The organism is Pseudomonas sp. EA_65y_Pfl2_P74, assembly GCF_963970575.1.
Classification (GTDB): domain Bacteria; phylum Pseudomonadota; class Gammaproteobacteria; order Pseudomonadales; family Pseudomonadaceae; genus Aquipseudomonas; species Aquipseudomonas baetica_A.
This window is the reverse complement of sequence record NZ_CAXAOQ010000020.1, coordinates 1-15,696: the sequence shown is the minus strand read 5'-3', so window position 1 is coordinate 15,696 and position 15,696 is coordinate 1. Positions and strand designations below refer to the sequence as shown.

Genomic DNA, 15,696 nt, shown 5'->3' with positions numbered 1-15,696 from the left:
AAGCCCATATCTTGATTGTTCGAATTTAACGCTGTCATGGCGGCTGCATTGTCGAAGATTGCGATGAAAGCGCTACGGCAAACTGCCACCATTCAAAGTCCTTTCCCAACCATTTATCCTCCGCACCTCCAGCAATTGACATGGAACATAGGGAACTTTCAGCACGGCTTTTGGGATTTGTCCTACAGCCATTGCATGAGCTTCCCGCAACGTCGATGCTGCCCAGCTACAGGCTGGAACTCCCCAAGGACGAAAGGAAGCGGCATGTCTGGCTATGTACCCAACCCGCCAAAGGGCTACCGCTACAGCGGTGTTGAGCCTGTCGATATCCATGCCCAGCGTTGGGCGGAATACAAAGACCTATCACCAAAACCAGAAGACAAGCCCGACACAATGGGCTGTGTGTTTGCCAAGAGCTGCAACCTCCCTGATGGTGTGATCGACCACAAGAACCCATCCGGGTTTGTGCCTGTTGAGAAACTGGCCGACTACGGACTGTGGGCTGTGCTTGGAACCGGGGCAGCGATTACCGCCCAAGGCACCCCACTCCAACTGGTGGGCGGGTCTGCTACTGGCAGTGCAATTGCTAAACGTCTTGGCGGGTCGCTATCACTGGGCCTGCTGAAAGGATCAGGTGTTGTTGCTGCTGGCTTTGTAACAGGTACGGTTGGGATGCTGATCCCGAACACCAGCATTTCACCTGATAGCGCCTTCTACAACAACGATCAATACGCAACGCTTGAAACTGGCCGCACCCGTGTACGCGTCAACGTGAAGACTTTGCCGGATGGCTCCGTTAACGCCTACGGCTTCTACACGGGCGGTAAAACGGACTGGGAGAATGTCCCTGTCATCAAGGGCGATAAAGTCGGTGAGACATATGTTGCTGACATCGGCAACGGGATTGGGCTCACTTGGACGCCAGCGGTAAACCCAGATGGCGTACTGGGCATTCCTGCACTGGAAGGTGCTCCGCAATTGCCACCAGTGTGGGTTTATCCGCCGACCGAACAGGCCAATAAAATATTGGTCAATCCGGTGCATCCACCAGACTACCAAGATGCAATCATCACATTTCCTAACGCCGATATTCAGCCGATTTACATTTCGCTGAGCGTATCAGGTGACCATAGCTATCACCCGGCCCCCGCTGACGGGCTGGCAGCATTTCCCGACGCAGTAAGCACGAGAAGCAAAAGCTCTGTTCAAGGCGGTGGCAAAAAACGCGCTCGCTGGAAGGACAGTAAGGGCCGAATTTACGAATGGGACAGCCAGCACGGAGCAGTTGAAATGTACGACAAGCAGGGCAAGCACTTGGGGGAGTTCGACGCGGAAACAGGCGAGCAAACCAAGGCAGCAAAACCCGGAAGAACCACCCCTAAATAGAGAGAAAAAACCATGCATTTATGGATCAGCGGTTTTTTGGACGAAGATAACGAAGACGACTCGTTGAAGTACTCTTTAACAGTTCTGCCTGAATTTGAAAAAGCGGTAATGGGTATTCTCGGATGGCAAAGTCTTGCGGCTGAATGTGATGGCGAGCTTCTACTAACGCCTGAGCAAGTCCGGCAAATTTCAACTGCAATGAATGAGCAATTGCCAACTGAATTAGATCTTTTTATTGGTGTACGAGGCTGAAAATTTTCGATTGCCAGTCCTCTCGTGCGAACAGGCAAGCAAGAACCAAAGGCACGCTATAGGGATAGAGCGGGGAAAGCGTGGATCATTCGAGCTGCACCATGCAGACGAAGTAGCCAAGGGTGGGAAAGTCCACGATGTCGATAAGCTGGAAAACCGCCACTTCGGAGAGGAGCTTCCCATGATCAGCGGGGGGCTGCGCAAACGGTGGAAAACTAGGGATGGCAGTATTCTCGAGTGGGATAGCCAGCATGGTGCTGTTGAGATGTACAACAAACGCGGCAAGCACCTCGGGGAGTTTGATCCCGAGACTGGACAGCAAACTAAAGACGCAAATAAGACTCGCGAGGTCGAACCGTGAAATACACCGTTGAAGCTTTTGACAAAGAAACCGAATTTTTAGCTTTTGAGATCGACCTTCCGAACGGGTGTGATGTTCAGTTAGCTAAAATCATGAACTGGTCTTCACCTCAACGCGGAGATGAGGGTTATAACCTTAGCGTCGCATAGCTCGCAGCCATTGAGGCTTTAGCAGGCAGGCGAATTTTCGACCCGGGTTTTATCTTCCAGCTCACCTGTAATTTGAGCTGACCTGCGCCGCTCAAGGCTTGCCGGGATTCAAAGAATAATCAATGGAGTGTGAAAGAAAATATGGAGCTTCGCCCTGATTTAATGCCTCCGTTGCTGGACGAGTCTTTGGTTGCTCGACTGACGAAACTTTCCGAAGAAATTGATTGCGGGCACGAAGAACACACCCAGAGTCAGGTGGCAGCATTCAATCGGGAAGCAATGACCGCACTTGAGTTCATCGACTTTCAGGGAATCTATGGTGGGCAATCTCACGACACATGGGTTCGCAAGGTCTTAGCAACACCGTATGAGCGGCGCGTGACCGACGTGACCAAGCAAGAGTTGGTTGAGCTGGCTCGAAGGGTTATGGAGGGTGATGGCGATGACCATGAAGTCGAGTTCTGGTTGAGCATGTTGGCAATCAACATACCCAATGCACGCATATCCGATCTGATCTTCTGGCCAGACGAATACTTCGATGAAGCAGATTATCCACAGCAACTATCCCCAGAGCAGGTGATAGAAATAGCGTTGAAAGACAAAGATGTAGTGCTGTAATCAAGACCCGCCCACACCAAAGGACTGTCATCCTGCACGGCGGTTAAACTGAAGGTGTGAGCGAGCGATAAAGATCGCTACATCACTCGATCCAGCCAGTTCCTGGCCCCGCCGATTTTTGGAAATAGCTATAGGGTGGGGTCGCTTGTGTAGCAGCCTGAAAAAATAAGTTTGCTGGATATCCGGCGCCCCATCCGAGCTGCTTAACACGGTGCTCACGCAGTGCTACGAGATCCGCCCGTGAGTGAGTCTGCATGTCCAGTTCTCCAAGAGCCGACGCGATTGTTCCATGGCAAATCTTGGTTTCCTTCAGGGTTGAGGTTTTTTGGTCTTGCCCACGGTCAGCCAAGTAGAGCGCCGAGAAAATCTCAAACGTCATCGCTGGCGACAGTACAGAAAGGGACACAGGAACGTTCTCTACGGACTTCACGGGCCTGGTCGAACCGCCAACAGGTCCAGCATTACTATCGTGCAAATCGCCCCACACCTGCGTGACGTTACCATCACGTCCTGACTCAAACAGTTCCACCGAGACAGCACGGAAATGTTCTTTCAGCTTGCTCCACGGCGCCTCGGGGTTCTCCAGATGAAAGGCCCTGACGAATCCAGCGAGCTGCTCTGAGGCGTCCAATGCGTCCCGCCTGTTGCTGGTCTGAAGAGAAACCGCAGCAGCCTCAGTGGTGCTACCCGTAGTCCTGAGACGCATGTAGTAAATACCGTTGCGTCTGTAGTGATAGGGCTTAGCGAGCCTTGTGGTCGGCTTCGAGGGAAAAGCGAGGGTTGTAACGGTGCTTGTAACAGCAGGTCGAACTTCAAGGATACTCATGGCGGTTAGCCCCCGTAATCATTGGGTTAACCTGAATTCCTTGAAGTTCTGGATGTACTGCCGTGAGGACTTGCGCAAGTTGAAGCGGATCACCCTGTTGTGGGATTACATCCGTGAGGTGACCGAGCGTAATCAGGGTCTGTTGATGGGGCAGACTCGGGAGATGCGGTTTGCCGATTAATCAGCGCTGACCACAATCGACACCCGACGGTTTTCCGTACGGCCCGCCGCGGTGTCGTTGGACGCCACTGGCTCGCTGCTGCCCAGGCCTTGCAATTGAATGTTCTCTTGCTTCATGCCGACTGTGGCGAGCACTTTGGCAACACTCTTGGCGCGGCGTAGCGAGAGTTGCTGATTGTAATTTTCCTGGCCTGAAGCATCGGTGTGACCATCGACCCGCACGCGCTCGATGCCGACACCCATCAATGCTTTGCCGATGTGCTCGACGATCTCGGTGCTTTGTGTGTTCAGGCTTTCAACATCGCTGCCAAACAACACCTTACCGGACAGACCAAACTCCCAGCCTTCGTCGGTCAGCTCGAAGCCTTGTTGTTTAAGCACTGCGACTTGTGCCGGGGTCAGCCCCTTTTGCGGGGCAGTCTGGCAACCGGTCAGGGCCAGTGAGGCCAACAACAGCAGGGCAGAAATAATGCGAATTGAAAGTGTGAACACGAGAGTCAGCTCCTGGTTTGAACGGAATCGACCGGGTGCTCCGACCCAGCGGTGAATTGAGCGCCGCGAGACAAGCGCTTGGCTTGATACATTGCCGCGTCGGCAGCATCGAGCAAAGCACCCGGCGTGACGCCATGATCGGGATAAACCGCGATGCCGATGCTGAGCGAAGTCACGACACTGCTGTCGCCGGGCAGCGCGATGGGCATGTCCATGCTGGTGAGAATCTTGTCGCCAATGCGCTCGGCATCTTCGACTTTGTGCAGCGGCGTGAGCAACACGGCGAACTCATCACCGCCCAGTCGCGCCACCAGATCCTCCTCACGCAATTGCGCACGGACACGATTGGCGATGGCCACCAACACCGCGTCGCCGGCGGCATGGCCGAAATTGTCGTTGATCCCTTTGAAGCGATCACTGTCAAGAAACAACACCGCCACCCGCTCGTTGAGCTTGCTGGCGGTGCGCAGGGCACGGATCAAGCGGCCCTCGAAAAATGCCCGGTTAGGCAACCCGGTCAGGCTGTCGTGGCTGGCTTGGTGGGCAAGGGTTTCGTTTTCGCTTTGCAGATGGCTTTGCCAGGATTCGAGCTCGTCGAGCAAGGCATTGAAGTCGTTGCCGAGGTTGTCGAGCTCGGCGATCTGCGCCGGCGGCACGCGACGGTCCAGTGCTCGCTCACTGCGGGCGGCGTGGGCCACCGTAGCGAGGCTGTGCAGCGGGCCGATAATGCCACGCAACTGCCGACGCGCCAGATAGAGCGCCACCCAGGCACTGATCGCGGTACAGAGAAGGATCCCCGCCAGACCGCTCAGCAGAAAGCGCATCAGACTGCCGCCATGCCCCGTGAGCAGGATGCGTCCAATTTCACGATCCTGATGGAGGATCGGCAGGCTGATCGGTTTCTCCAGGATGGCGCGGGCGGTCTGCATTTCCAGTTCGGAGATCAAGCCGTTCTCCGGTCGCTGCCAGCGCGCTATCAGTTGGCCTTGAGCATCGAGCACCTGGGCATCGGCGACCTCCTCGGTGGAGGCAATCAATGCCAACGCTTCGGTGGCCGCAGCCTTGTCGTTAAACACCACCGCCGCTTCGACGGTGTAACTGATCGAGCGCGCAATCAGGTGCAAGTTGTGATCCGCATAGACCCGCAGCGCCAGAACGCCCAGCAGGGTCAGCGAAACACTGGCCATTGCCACAGCCACCAGCGCCACAATCAAATGCCCGCGACCGATGACCGAGCCCAGAGTGGGACGAACTTTGGAACTGAACCGTTTCATGGCGCCGCCGGTTTACGACGGGACAGTTGCAACACGCTTGGATGAATGCGCACGCCGCTACGCGCAACGGAGTCGAGATTGACTTCGAAGGCCACCTGATCGTCGCCCACCCGCAGGCAGAACAGGCTGCCGACCGTGCACTGATCGTCGCCTTCGCTGATGCTCAACACCGGATGACCAATCAGTGAAGTGAACAGGCGACTGCGTTCATCTGCGGTCAGTTTGCCGATGTACACCGCATCGCATTCACTGACGATGGCCGGGTTGTCGGCCAGCAGGCGACGCACAATGACCGGCCTGCCGGTGGCTTGAGTGGTGCCTTTGACCAGGTCATCGGTGTATTCGGTGGGGCCGACGATGCACAGGTGCAACTGCGCAGGTTCCACTGGCCAGCGTGCGTAGCTGAGGATGCCAAGAACGACCTTGGTGACAGAACGGGCACGCTGCTCAGCCATGCCCGTCGGCGTTTGCGGTTGCGCGACAGCCACACCCGCCAACAACCAGAGCAGACCGACAAGCACTACGTGCTTGCAGCGAACCACGCGCTCTGTCGCCCAGAAAGCCACCTTCATGCAGGTATTCTCTTCAATCGCAGCGAAATGATGCCGCAACGATAGCACAGCGGTGAATCACCAGCGAAACAGCGACCCCTGACTGACTGGTCAGAAATTACCGAAAATCTTTGCGTTTACCTTCAAAGAGGCTCGGCACCCTCCTCCAGTTCCAGCATGAGCCCGCTCAGACGCTTGACCTTGCGCTGTACCGCCTCTTCAAATACACCGGTGCGCGGTTCGATCAGTGTGAACCAGTGCTTGGCCCGGGTAATACCGGTGTAGATCAATTCCTTGGTCAACACGGGATTCAAGGCATCCGGCAGAATCAGCGCCGTGTGGGCGAACTCCGAGCCCTGGGATTTGTGCACGGTCATGGCGTAAACGGTTTCGACGTCATTGAGCCGACTCGGCAACACGAAACGTACCCCGCCCTGACCGTCATTACGCGGGAAGGCTACGCGCAATACCGGCTTTCCAGCGTCAGGCCCTTCGCGTTCCGGCAGTTTGAGGGCGATGCCAATGTCACCGTTCATCAAACCAAGACCGTAGTCGTTACGGGTCATCAGTACCGGGCGGCCTTCGTACCATTGCTGGTCGTTCTCGATCAGACGTGCCTTGAGCAGCGCGGCGGTGATGCGTTGGTTGAGGCCTTCAACACCCCATGGCCCTTTGCGCACCGCGCACAACAACTGAAAGGTGTCGAACGCTTGTAAGACTTCACGGGCCCAACTGATCCAGTCCGGATGCTCGAGCGGCCTGCCCAGAGGTGGACGCTGATTGCGCAGCACACTCAGATAATGCCGATAACCTTGCGGGCCATCGCCATGGCCTTCGAGCAGCAGGCGCTCCAGTTTGTGATCGTGCTCGCCCTTGAGCAGCAACGAAAACACATCGTCATAGTGCCCCGTCGCCAGCAACTGCCGCGCCTCCTCCGGTAACTGCTGATTGACCCGTCGCGCGAGCTGGCCGATGCCGCTGCCCTCGCCGAAGCGCCGCGAGTGACGCAACATGACCACTTGCTGAGCCAATGGATGGGAACCGTCGAGGTCTTCATGCAAACCGCCGGCCGCCAGGGATTCGCCGCTGACCGACTCCAGCCACTGCCGGGTCTGCGGGCTGTACCAACCGTCTTCGGCATCACGGCACAGATCCCCCAGCACCGCACCGGCCTCCACGGAGGCCAGTTGATCCTTGTCGCCCAGTAACACCAAACGCGCATGCGGCGGCAACGCGTCGAGCAGATTGGCCATCATTTCCAGATCAATCATCGACGCTTCGTCGACCACCAGCACATCCAATGGCAAGCGGTTACCGGCATGGTGCCGGAAGTGCCGGGTGCCGGGACGGCTGCCAAGCAAGCGATGCACCGTGGTGACGTCGCAGGGGATCTTGGCCCGCACGTTTTCGGCGACTGTCAGCGTTTGCACTTGCTGACTGATCGACTCGGTCAACCGCGCAGCCGCTTTGCCAGTCGGTGCTGCCAGACGAATGCGCAGTGGTAGGCCTGCCTCGACCGCCGGCGCCTGAAGCAGCGCGAGCAAACGCACCACGGTGGTGGTTTTACCGGTGCCGGGACCGCCCGTGATAATGCTGAAGGCACCCCGCGTGGCAAGAGCACAGGCGAGTTTCTGCCAGTCGACCACCTCGCCAGGCTTGGCTGAGCCGAACAGTTCATCCAGTCGCTGCGGCAGATCACCCGGCGTCGCCTCAACTTGGGCGAGACGTTGGCGTAGCGCCGAATCGATACGGCGCTCGTAAGCCCAATAGCGTCGCAGGTACAACCGCTTTGATGACAAGACCAACGGCCGCTGTTGCGCCGCATCACGGCTATCCGCCGCCAGGGCGACCAAGGGACTACCCGCCAGAACCTTGCACCAATGGGCGCCATCGAGCGTTTCAAGCAGTTGCGAGGGCAATAACAGCACACCCCCTTGCACATCGCCTTCGGGCGGGAGCGACAGGGCAAAATCCGGGGCTTTAAGGGTTTCAAATAAATCCAGACACACATGGCCATGCCCGAGCTGATGGCTGGTCAGTGCCGCAGCGAGCAATACCAGTGGATCGGTATCCGGCTCAAGCTCGTGAAGAAATGCCACGAACGCCTTGTCGAGCGCACGCAACCAACCTCGCTCAACCCAACGATTGAGCAGCAACAGCAAGTCTTCAGCACGGGTCAGAGGCGAGAGCGAGGACAGGCTGTCGGCTGTCAACGGGGTCGGCAGCAGATCGTCGAAGGTGCGACTCATAGCAGGACTCCCTGTTCCCATGCGGGCTCGGCCTTGGGTTCGGGTTTGCCTTGGAACATCCGGTCGAGGCGCTCAATCAATTCACGGGGCGGACGGGCAAAATATACACCGCGACTGTCTGCGCGAGTCCCGCGCAGAAACAGATACAGCGCACCGCCGAGATGCCGGTCGTAATCGTAATCTGGCAAGCGAGCCTTGAGCTGACGATGTAACGCCAACAGGTACAACACGTATTGCAGGTCGTAGCGGTTGTCGAGGATCGACTGCTCCATGGCCTGCGCGGTGTAGGCCAGTTCATCAACGCCCAGCCAGTTGGATTTGTAGTCGGCCACGTAATAACGACCATCGTGTTCAAAGGTCAGGTCGATGAATCCTTTGAACATGCCATTGAGCTGCACCGGCTCTGCCGCCACCCGTGCCACGCCATTGTGGGTGTACTGACGCACCAGTTCGTCGAGTTTGACTACGTCGACTTTATGGCTGGCGAACCAGAACTCCATCTCGACGCGGTACTGCTTCAATTGCTCAAGAATGACGGGAGGCTGCCCGTCAGCGATTGGCAACGGGGATTTGAGCAGATGTTGCAGCCAGTCACTCAGGGTGGTGATCCAGCCTTCCCATCCACGAAGGTTGCAGCGACGGGCAATCGCATCCTCCAGCGCCTCGCGGGAAACGGCAAAACTGTCTTCACCTGCCCACTCCAGCAGACCGTGAAGGAACGTTCCCGGGTTGGGACCACGAGGGAAACGATGAATATCCGCACCGCCGGCAATGATGTCTCGCGGAGCATCGGGATCAAGGCGTTCATCATCAAACAACTTTTGTGCTTGAGGACTGTCAGGCGCTTCATCACTGCCCACACTCAAAATGTCGCTGATGCGCAATGCACTGTAGGACGCAATCCACCAGTTTTCACTGGCCTTGCGCTTGGGCGATAGCGTGGCACAGAGCACAGCGTCATTGCGTGGAGGCAGGTAATGCTCGTCGGCGGCCTGGGGCATTTCACCCGTGCTGATTGCCGGGCAGTCGCGTTGCAGGTCTTGCAGCCAGCGATTCAGCGCACTGGACTCCCCCAGAGATGCTCCGCCACCCAGCAAGTAACCCAGCGCCGAAAGGTGCAGCACCGAGCTGTTGTTATTGCCGCGTTTGAGATCCGTCACTCCCAGCCAACAAGCATGCTGCGCACGGGTCAGGGCCACGTAGAGCAAGCGCAGATCCTCGGCCAGACGTTCGTCGTCCGCTTGCGCAATCAATTCGGCCGTCGGCCTCAGACTCACTTGAGCCTTGCCCGATGCATCGTGGTAATGCAGCGGCAACCGGCTGCCATCCACTGGTTTGGCCGAACAGATGAAGGGCAGAAATACCAAGGGATACTCAAGGCCTTTGGACTTGTGAATGGTCACGACTTTGACCAGTTGCTCATCACTTTCCAAACGCAGAATCTGCTCTTCACCGGCCTGACCGGACAACGCCAGAAGCTCGGCCAAGTGGCGGATCAACGCTTGCTCACCATCCAGCTCCGCAGCGGCTTGCTGCATCAGCTCGGACAGGTGCAAAAGGTTGGTCAGCACGCGCTCACCGTCACTGCGGGTCATCAGGGTTTGCGGCAAATGAAAATCGTGCAGCAGGCGTCGCAACATCGGCAGGACGCCTTGTTTGCGCCACAGCTCACGGTAGCCACGGAACTGCATGACGCGAGCTTCCCACACCAGTTCGTCCTGATTCAGACGCTCCAGCTCCGCCAATGGCAGGTTCAGGGTGATGCAGGCCAGCGCGGCCTTGAGCGAGCGCTCGACATCCGGTTCGGCGCAAGCCTTAAGCCAGGACAGCAGGTCGTGAGCTTCTTGCGCGGCGAATACCGAATCCTTGTCCGACAGATACACGCTGCGCACGCCACGGGCAGCGAGTTCGCCGCGCACAGCCTGGGCCTCTTTACCGTCACGCACCAGGATCGCGATGTCAGAAGGGCGCAGACCTCTGAAGTCTTTACCCTCTTGTACGAATCCAGCAACACCTGCTTGCCCCCCATTGAGCAACGCGGTGATTTCACTGGCACATGCCGATGCCAACTGCTGACGATAGACCACGCCAGAAAGGGGCTGATCGGAAGACAATAGCCAGACATTCAGCGCCGCAACGTCTTGCCCGGCAATCTGCAGTGTTTCTTTACGGCCCTGCGCGTCGACAGGTTGAAACGGCACCGGGTTCTCACCGTTTTTCTCCCGGAACAAAAACGCGCCGCGTCCCTGCTCCCGGGATTCGGCGCGTTCGAATATGTGGTTGACCGCGTCCACCATGCCATGGCTTGAACGGAAGTTGGTGCCCAATGTATGCAGTCGGCCTGTCGTGGCTTGCCGGGCGCGCAGATAGGTGTAGATGTCCGCACCGCGGAACGCGTAGATCGCCTGCTTCGGGTCGCCGATCAGAAACAGACCGGTATCCGGATTGTTTTCTTCGATGCGGTAAATGCTCTCGAAGATTCGGTACTGCACCGGATCGGTGTCCTGGAATTCGTCGATCAACGCGACCGGGAACTGTTCGCGGATCAACGTCGCGAGGCGCTCGCCCCCGTCAGATTGCAGGGCTGCATCCAGGCGCAATAGCATGTCGTCAAAGCCCATTTCGGCGCGGCGACGCTTCTCTTCCTCAAAACGCGCACCTACCCATTTGGCGGCATGTTGCAGAACGGCGGCGTCGGGGGTCGGCAAAGCATCGAGACTCGATTTGAGGCTCGACATGGCATCCAGCCCGGGATGACGTGGGACATGGCCTTTCCAGGCCTCAGCCATACCGTCGGGCGTCAGTCGAGTGAATCCGGTGCCGATGTCGAGCTGCTCGAGGCACTCGTCCTCGGCCCAGGCTTTGAGCTTCTCGAACCACGGTTCAAAGTAGCGCGCCTGCATCTTGCGACCGTCGACGGTTTTGCTCGCGACGCCCTGATGACAGATGGCGAGTAACTCGTCAGCCCACTGACGCCAAGGCATTTTCAGTTCGATCAGCGCTGCACGGCGCTCTTGCAGACACTCGTCGATCAGCTCCGCCGGGGGCTTGCCTTCGTCGCTGTCGCGTTCACTGGCGAACAGGCCACGCACCCGAGGCAACAACGCAGCAGGCCCGCCCCAATTGCTGCGAACCCAATTCAAGGCATCGCCCTGCATCGGATAACAGAACAGTCGCCAGTAATCGCGCAGCACTTCCCCGAGCAAATCGCTGTGATCAGTCTCCAGCGACTGAGTGAACAGGCTGCCGCTGTCGAAAGCGTGCTCGCGCAACATGCGCTGACACCAACTGTGAATGGTGGAAACCGCCGCTTCGTCCATCCATTGCGCGGCGATATCGAGACGGTTGGCGCAACCGGGCCATTGCTGAGATTCGAATTGTTCGCGCATCTGCGCGATCAATCCGTCAGGAGCGGGTATCTCGTCTCTGAAGAAGCGCGCGGCCTCGGCAAGGCGAGTGCGAATTCGCTCGCGCAACTCTTTCGTGGCAGCATCGGTGAACGTCACCACAAGAATCTGCGGTGGCAACAGTTCTCGGGCAAAACCATTCGATTCGCCGCCATGGCCCAGAATCAGACGCAGATACAGCGCAGAAATAGTGAAGGTTTTACCGGTGCCGGCACTGGCTTCGATCAACTGGCTACCACGTAATGGGAATGCCAGAGCCAGCGGTATTTTCTTGCTCATGACCGAGCTCCTTCGCTGGACAACGAACGCCAGGGCGCTTCAAGCAAAGGACGATACAAGGTATCGCACCAACCGGAGAACGTCTCGTCTGCGAGTAAGGCCTCAAAGTCGGCATATTGCCGTGACAGCGCCGGGCTTTCGCGGCGCTCGCCCTCACTGGTTTGGCCATCACCCTCATAGGCTTTACGCGCCGCGGCTTCAGCCTTGAGCGGATCAGTCTGTGATAACCAGGCGAATGCGGTCTTTACCGCGATCGGCAGTGGTTGCCGCATTCCAGCCTGCCAGGCGAGAAGAAGATCCCCAAGGAAACGAACAGCTCTGTCTGGCTCCATCGGTTCGAGCAGCAAGGTGTCATCGCTGGCCACCAACGCCGTGGCCATCGGAAGTCCGCTGGCGCAGGCGACCAAGTGATTAACCCAAGGCTTGGTCAGTCGATGCCATTTGCGATTCTTGATCGAGCCGATGCTGTTGGGGATGGTCGTGACTGACAACACGCCACCGTCGGCACGTTGATGCAAGCCCGAAAGCCAACCTTCAAGGCGTAAGCCCTGCAGCTCCATAGAGATCGGGATGGCACTGGTCAACGGTGTCGGCCATAACGTCAGTAACTGTTGATAGCGCTGCAACAGATCGGGTAACGGCTCGATCAACTCACGTTGCAGACATTCACCAAAACCGGCCATGGGTAGAAGTCCGCTGTTTTGCAAACGCAGGGCTTGAACCGCGAGCGCCTGCTCGACATTATCCGGCTGTCTGAGCGCAGCTTCGAGCAAGCTGTCGCTGAGTGTATATCGCTGCAAAGCGTCCAGGACAAAAGGCTCTTCGTCGGCGAGCGGCGCTTCGGCGGCTTCGAAATACACCTTGAGGCGCTGGGTGAAAAAGTGTCGGACGGGGTTACGCAAGAAGTCCTGCAGCAGGGTAAGGCTCAGCGGCTCTTCTTGAACAAACGGAGCGAGCAACTCCACCTCGTTTTGGGGCGCCTGATGTTGATGCAATACCTGCCATTCGCTGGCATAGCTGAACAGTTGATCGCCCTCATGAAAATAGCGCGCACTGAACGGTTGCAGCGGATGCTCCTCGGTCATGGCGTGCAATAAATCCTGACGTTCGTCGACTAATCGCCAACCGCTGGCAAGGTGATCGCGCAACTGGCCGATCAGCACCGAAGCCGGCCGCTCACTGTTGTCACGAATGCTGCGGCCGACCCAACTGATGTAGAGCTGATGACGGGCAGACAGCAGCGCCTCGAGCAAAAGATAGCGATCATCCTCTCGCCGGGAACGATCTCCCGGACGGTAATCGCTGCCCATAAGATCGAAATCGAGCGGCGGTTGCGCGCGGGGGTAATCGCCGTCGTTCATCCCCAGCAAACAGACGAGTTTGAAGGGAATGGCACGCATGGGCATCAACGTACAAAAATTTACTGCACCGGCGAGAAAGCGTTGGGACAGTCTGCCCTGATCCAGTCCAGCGAGCCAGGCCTCGCGAACCACGGTCAGCGGCAATTCATCTTTCAGGCCCACAGCCTCGCAGGTCTCCAGCCAGGTTTCACGAAGCTCTTCCAACTGGGTGAGCAGGTAGTCATCGTGCTCGTTGCTGGCCTTGAAGAACAACTGCATCAGCGCCTGTAAGCGATGACCCCACACGTTGGGTTGAGCCGGTTGCGTGAGTTCCTGATGAGCGAGTTCCAGTGCATCGAGCAAGGCAACCAATGGCCCGATCAGTGCAGCATCCAATCCGCCGATTTCGTCGTAGGGTTCGATACCCGCACAGGCATTGGCGCTGCCAACGGCATAGCCCAGCAACATTCGGCGCAAGCCAAAATGCCAGCTGTTCTGCTCCAGTTCGTCCGGCAAGCCTAGACCGGCACGTTGTTCAGCGTTCATTCCCCAGCGCACGCCGGCGCCTTCGATCCAGCGATGCAGCGTCGGTAAATCGCGCTCCTCCATACCGAAACGCGCACGTAATGCTGGAACGTCAAGCAGGTCGAGAATTTCGCTCACCGGAAAGCGGCTGTCAGGCAGTTTAAGTAGATGCTCGACGGCGATCAGCAATGGATCCCGACCACGCTGGCCCTGATCCGCCAGGGTAAATGGGATGCAACGTGGGTCATGTCGATCAAGCTGACCAAACACTGCACGGATATGCGGGGCATAGCTGTCGATGTCCGGCACCATCACAATTACATCGCGCGGCCGTAAATCCGGGTTGGCACTGAAGCGTGCCAACAGCTGGTCATGGAGGATTTCAACTTCGCGTTGGGCGCTGTGGGCAATGTGAAAACGGATCGACTGATCTTCGTTCAGCTCAACAGGAGGCCAGTGCTCGCGTGTCTCATTGAGTGGCCGCAGTTCCAGGATGTCGTCCTGTAGTTGATTAAGCAGATTCTGTGGCCGGGTCTCACTGAACAGATCGATACGTCCGTCGCGGAAAGCTGCGCGATAGCTATTCGGATCGTCATAGCTGTCGAGCAAGTTGATGTAGTCACGACCTTGCTTGCCCCATGCTGCGAGAAGCGGGTGGGCATGTTGGTGCAGTGTTTCCTGATCCAGGATCACCGGCATACCGCTCCTGCGGGACTGGCGCTTGTATTGATGACGCAGTAAGTCCTTATCAGCGACGATATCGGCCCAGTGATGACGACATGGGTTGTGTACACACAGCAGAACCTGACTGAAACGTGCGAGCCCGGCCAGTGCTTCAAGCACTTGGGCTGGCAAGGAAGAAATCCCGAAAACGATCACTCGCGAAGGAATCCCTTTTGGGGCTTCTTCAATCGTATTGATGCGTTCGATAAATCGCTGATGAACACCGGCACGACTTTGAGCCATGCCCAACTCTCCAACGTCATCCAGCAACGCACGCCACAACTCGGCTTGCCAGCAACTGGTAGGCGGCAGTGGTTTTACTTCGCCTCTGACGTTGCGCAATTGATGCCGTCCCTCAGCCCAATCCTCCAGCCAGTCGGCTCTATATACCTGGTACTGGTCAAAGAGATCCGCCAGACGCTCGGATAACTGATAGCGCTTGCGCAAGTCGGTGTCGTGAGTGAGAAAGCGTTGCAGTGGTTCGAAATGCGGACGGTCGATGACCTGAGGTAGCAGGCGCATGAGCCGCCAGGTCAGCGGAGCTTTATCAAGCAGGGATTTGGCTGGAATTTCATCTCGGCCCAAGACCATGCGGTAGAGCTGCCACATGAAACTGCCAGGCAATTGCACATCAATCGCGGCGGCGATACCGCAGCCGCCGAGGTCATCGTCTTCAGGATCTTCGGCCAAGGCCAATTTGAGCCACTGGGCAATACCGTTGCTCTGGACCAGAGCAATTTCGTTTTCCAGGGGGGCCAGTGGATAGCGCCGCATTATGCTGACCACCAGGCTGCGCAGTTCATCCAGGCTATTGCTCTGAACCACCATGAATGCAGCGTTGAGGGACTGGGCGTCCGGCATAAAAGCTTCCTTGGGAAAGAACAAAAGCCAGGGCAGAACCTTAGCACTGTCGGCAGGTTGTGACAGCCGGAAGAAGGCCCTACGGGCTGTAAGAACTTTCCTGCGGGCAAAACAAAACCCCAACTGCTTTCGCAATTGGGGTTTCGGAATTTAATCTTGACGATGACCTACTCTCACATGGGGAAACCCCACACTACCATCGGCGATGCATCGTTTCACTGCT

General features: G+C 57.3%; 11 protein-coding genes and 2 pseudogenes. 6 read left to right on the top strand and 7 right to left on the bottom strand.

The window, feature by feature from the left end; translation table 11 throughout:
* Positions 1 to 264 precede the first annotated feature (264 nt).
* The 5 genes and pseudogenes from AACY18_RS16995 to AACY18_RS16980 all read left to right on the top strand — a co-directional run bounded on the left by AACY18_RS16995 (position 265) and on the right by AACY18_RS16980 (position 2,766).
* Complete coding sequence (locus AACY18_RS16995; RefSeq protein WP_339434134.1) at positions 265 to 1,386, top strand: colicin E3/pyocin S6 family cytotoxin; 1,122 nt, start codon at positions 265 to 267, stop codon at positions 1,384 to 1,386.
* A 12-nt stretch (positions 1,387 to 1,398) separates the two neighbouring features.
* Positions 1,399 to 1,638 (top strand): pyocin S6 family toxin immunity protein, encoded by a 240-nt coding sequence (locus AACY18_RS16990; RefSeq protein ID WP_339434133.1) that lies wholly within the window; start codon positions 1,399 to 1,401, stop codon positions 1,636 to 1,638.
* Between the two features lie 190 nt (positions 1,639 to 1,828).
* Positions 1,829 to 1,999: pseudogene (locus AACY18_RS16985) on the top strand (colicin E3/pyocin S6 family cytotoxin); the annotation flags it as partial.
* A complete protein-coding gene (locus AACY18_RS28120; RefSeq protein ID WP_445261496.1) occupies positions 1,996 to 2,148 on the top strand; it encodes a DUF7683 domain-containing protein in 153 nt (50 codons plus the stop codon). The pseudogene AACY18_RS16985 and the gene AACY18_RS28120, both read left to right, overlap by 4 nt.
* Before the next feature lie 141 nt (positions 2,149 to 2,289).
* Complete coding sequence (locus AACY18_RS16980; RefSeq protein WP_339434132.1) at positions 2,290 to 2,766, top strand: hypothetical protein; 477 nt, start codon at positions 2,290 to 2,292, stop codon at positions 2,764 to 2,766.
* 82 nt (positions 2,767 to 2,848) lie between these two features.
* Here the strand turns inward: AACY18_RS16980 and AACY18_RS16975 are convergent, their stop codons facing one another.
* Positions 2,849 to 3,592 (bottom strand): hypothetical protein, encoded by a 744-nt coding sequence (locus AACY18_RS16975; RefSeq protein WP_339465447.1) that lies wholly within the window; start codon positions 3,590 to 3,592, stop codon positions 2,849 to 2,851.
* Positions 3,593 to 3,635: 43 nt separating this feature from the next.
* On the opposite strand from AACY18_RS16975, the pseudogene AACY18_RS16970 reads away from it, so the two are divergent.
* Positions 3,636 to 3,773, top strand: a pseudogene (locus tag AACY18_RS16970) (LysR family transcriptional regulator); the annotation flags it as partial.
* Here the strand turns inward: AACY18_RS16970 and AACY18_RS16965 are convergent.
* The 6 genes from AACY18_RS16965 to recC all read right to left on the bottom strand — a co-directional run bounded on the left by AACY18_RS16965 (position 3,770) and on the right by recC (position 15,473).
* The gene (locus tag AACY18_RS16965; RefSeq protein ID WP_339434130.1) at positions 3,770 to 4,264 is read right to left on the bottom strand and encodes an OmpA family protein; all 495 of its coding nucleotides are present in this window, start codon (positions 4,262 to 4,264) and stop codon (positions 3,770 to 3,772) included. The pseudogene AACY18_RS16970 and the gene AACY18_RS16965 overlap by 4 nt on opposite strands.
* Positions 4,265 to 4,269: 5 nt before the next feature.
* Entirely contained in the window at positions 4,270 to 5,538 is a 1,269-nt protein-coding gene (locus tag AACY18_RS16960; protein ID WP_339465446.1) for a diguanylate cyclase domain-containing protein, read from the bottom strand.
* The gene (locus tag AACY18_RS16955; RefSeq protein WP_221730501.1) at positions 5,535 to 6,110 is read right to left on the bottom strand and encodes a YfiR family protein; all 576 of its coding nucleotides are present in this window, start codon (positions 6,108 to 6,110) and stop codon (positions 5,535 to 5,537) included. Before AACY18_RS16955 ends, AACY18_RS16960 begins: the two co-directional genes overlap by 4 nt.
* A 122-nt stretch (positions 6,111 to 6,232) precedes the next feature.
* Positions 6,233 to 8,338: an exodeoxyribonuclease V subunit alpha gene (gene recD / locus AACY18_RS16950; protein ID WP_339434128.1), complete on the bottom strand. Its 2,106-nt coding sequence runs from the start codon at positions 8,336 to 8,338 to the stop codon at positions 6,233 to 6,235.
* A complete protein-coding gene (gene recB / locus AACY18_RS16945; protein ID WP_339465444.1) occupies positions 8,335 to 12,024 on the bottom strand; it encodes an exodeoxyribonuclease V subunit beta in 3,690 nt (1,229 codons plus the stop codon). The genes recD and recB overlap by 4 nt, the downstream gene beginning before the upstream one ends.
* On the bottom strand, positions 12,021 to 15,473 hold the full coding sequence (gene recC / locus AACY18_RS16940) for an exodeoxyribonuclease V subunit gamma (RefSeq protein WP_339465443.1): 3,453 nt from the start codon (positions 15,471 to 15,473) through the stop codon (positions 12,021 to 12,023). The genes recB and recC overlap by 4 nt, the downstream gene beginning before the upstream one ends.
* Positions 15,474 to 15,696 lie beyond the last annotated feature (223 nt).

What these genes read in the sequence shown, in the direction of transcription:
- recD (WP_339434128.1), bottom strand. Translation starts at nt 8,338, where the DNA reads ATGAGTCGCACCTTCGACGATCTGCTGCCGACCCCGTTGACAGCCGAC.
- AACY18_RS16990 (WP_339434133.1), top strand. Translation starts at nt 1,399, where the DNA reads ATGCATTTATGGATCAGCGGTTTTTTGGACGAAGATAACGAAGACGAC.
- AACY18_RS16980 (WP_339434132.1), top strand. Translation starts at nt 2,290, where the DNA reads ATGGAGCTTCGCCCTGATTTAATGCCTCCGTTGCTGGACGAGTCTTTG.
- recC (WP_339465443.1), bottom strand. Translation starts at nt 15,473, where the DNA reads ATGCCGGACGCCCAGTCCCTCAACGCTGCATTCATGGTGGTTCAGAGC.
- AACY18_RS16960 (WP_339465446.1), bottom strand. Translation starts at nt 5,538, where the DNA reads ATGAAACGGTTCAGTTCCAAAGTTCGTCCCACTCTGGGCTCGGTCATC.
- AACY18_RS16975 (WP_339465447.1), bottom strand. Translation starts at nt 3,592, where the DNA reads ATGAGTATCCTTGAAGTTCGACCTGCTGTTACAAGCACCGTTACAACC.
- AACY18_RS16955 (WP_221730501.1), bottom strand. Translation starts at nt 6,110, where the DNA reads ATGAAGGTGGCTTTCTGGGCGACAGAGCGCGTGGTTCGCTGCAAGCAC.
- recB (WP_339465444.1), bottom strand. Translation starts at nt 12,024, where the DNA reads ATGAGCAAGAAAATACCGCTGGCTCTGGCATTCCCATTACGTGGTAGC.
- AACY18_RS16995 (WP_339434134.1), top strand. Translation starts at nt 265, where the DNA reads ATGTCTGGCTATGTACCCAACCCGCCAAAGGGCTACCGCTACAGCGGT.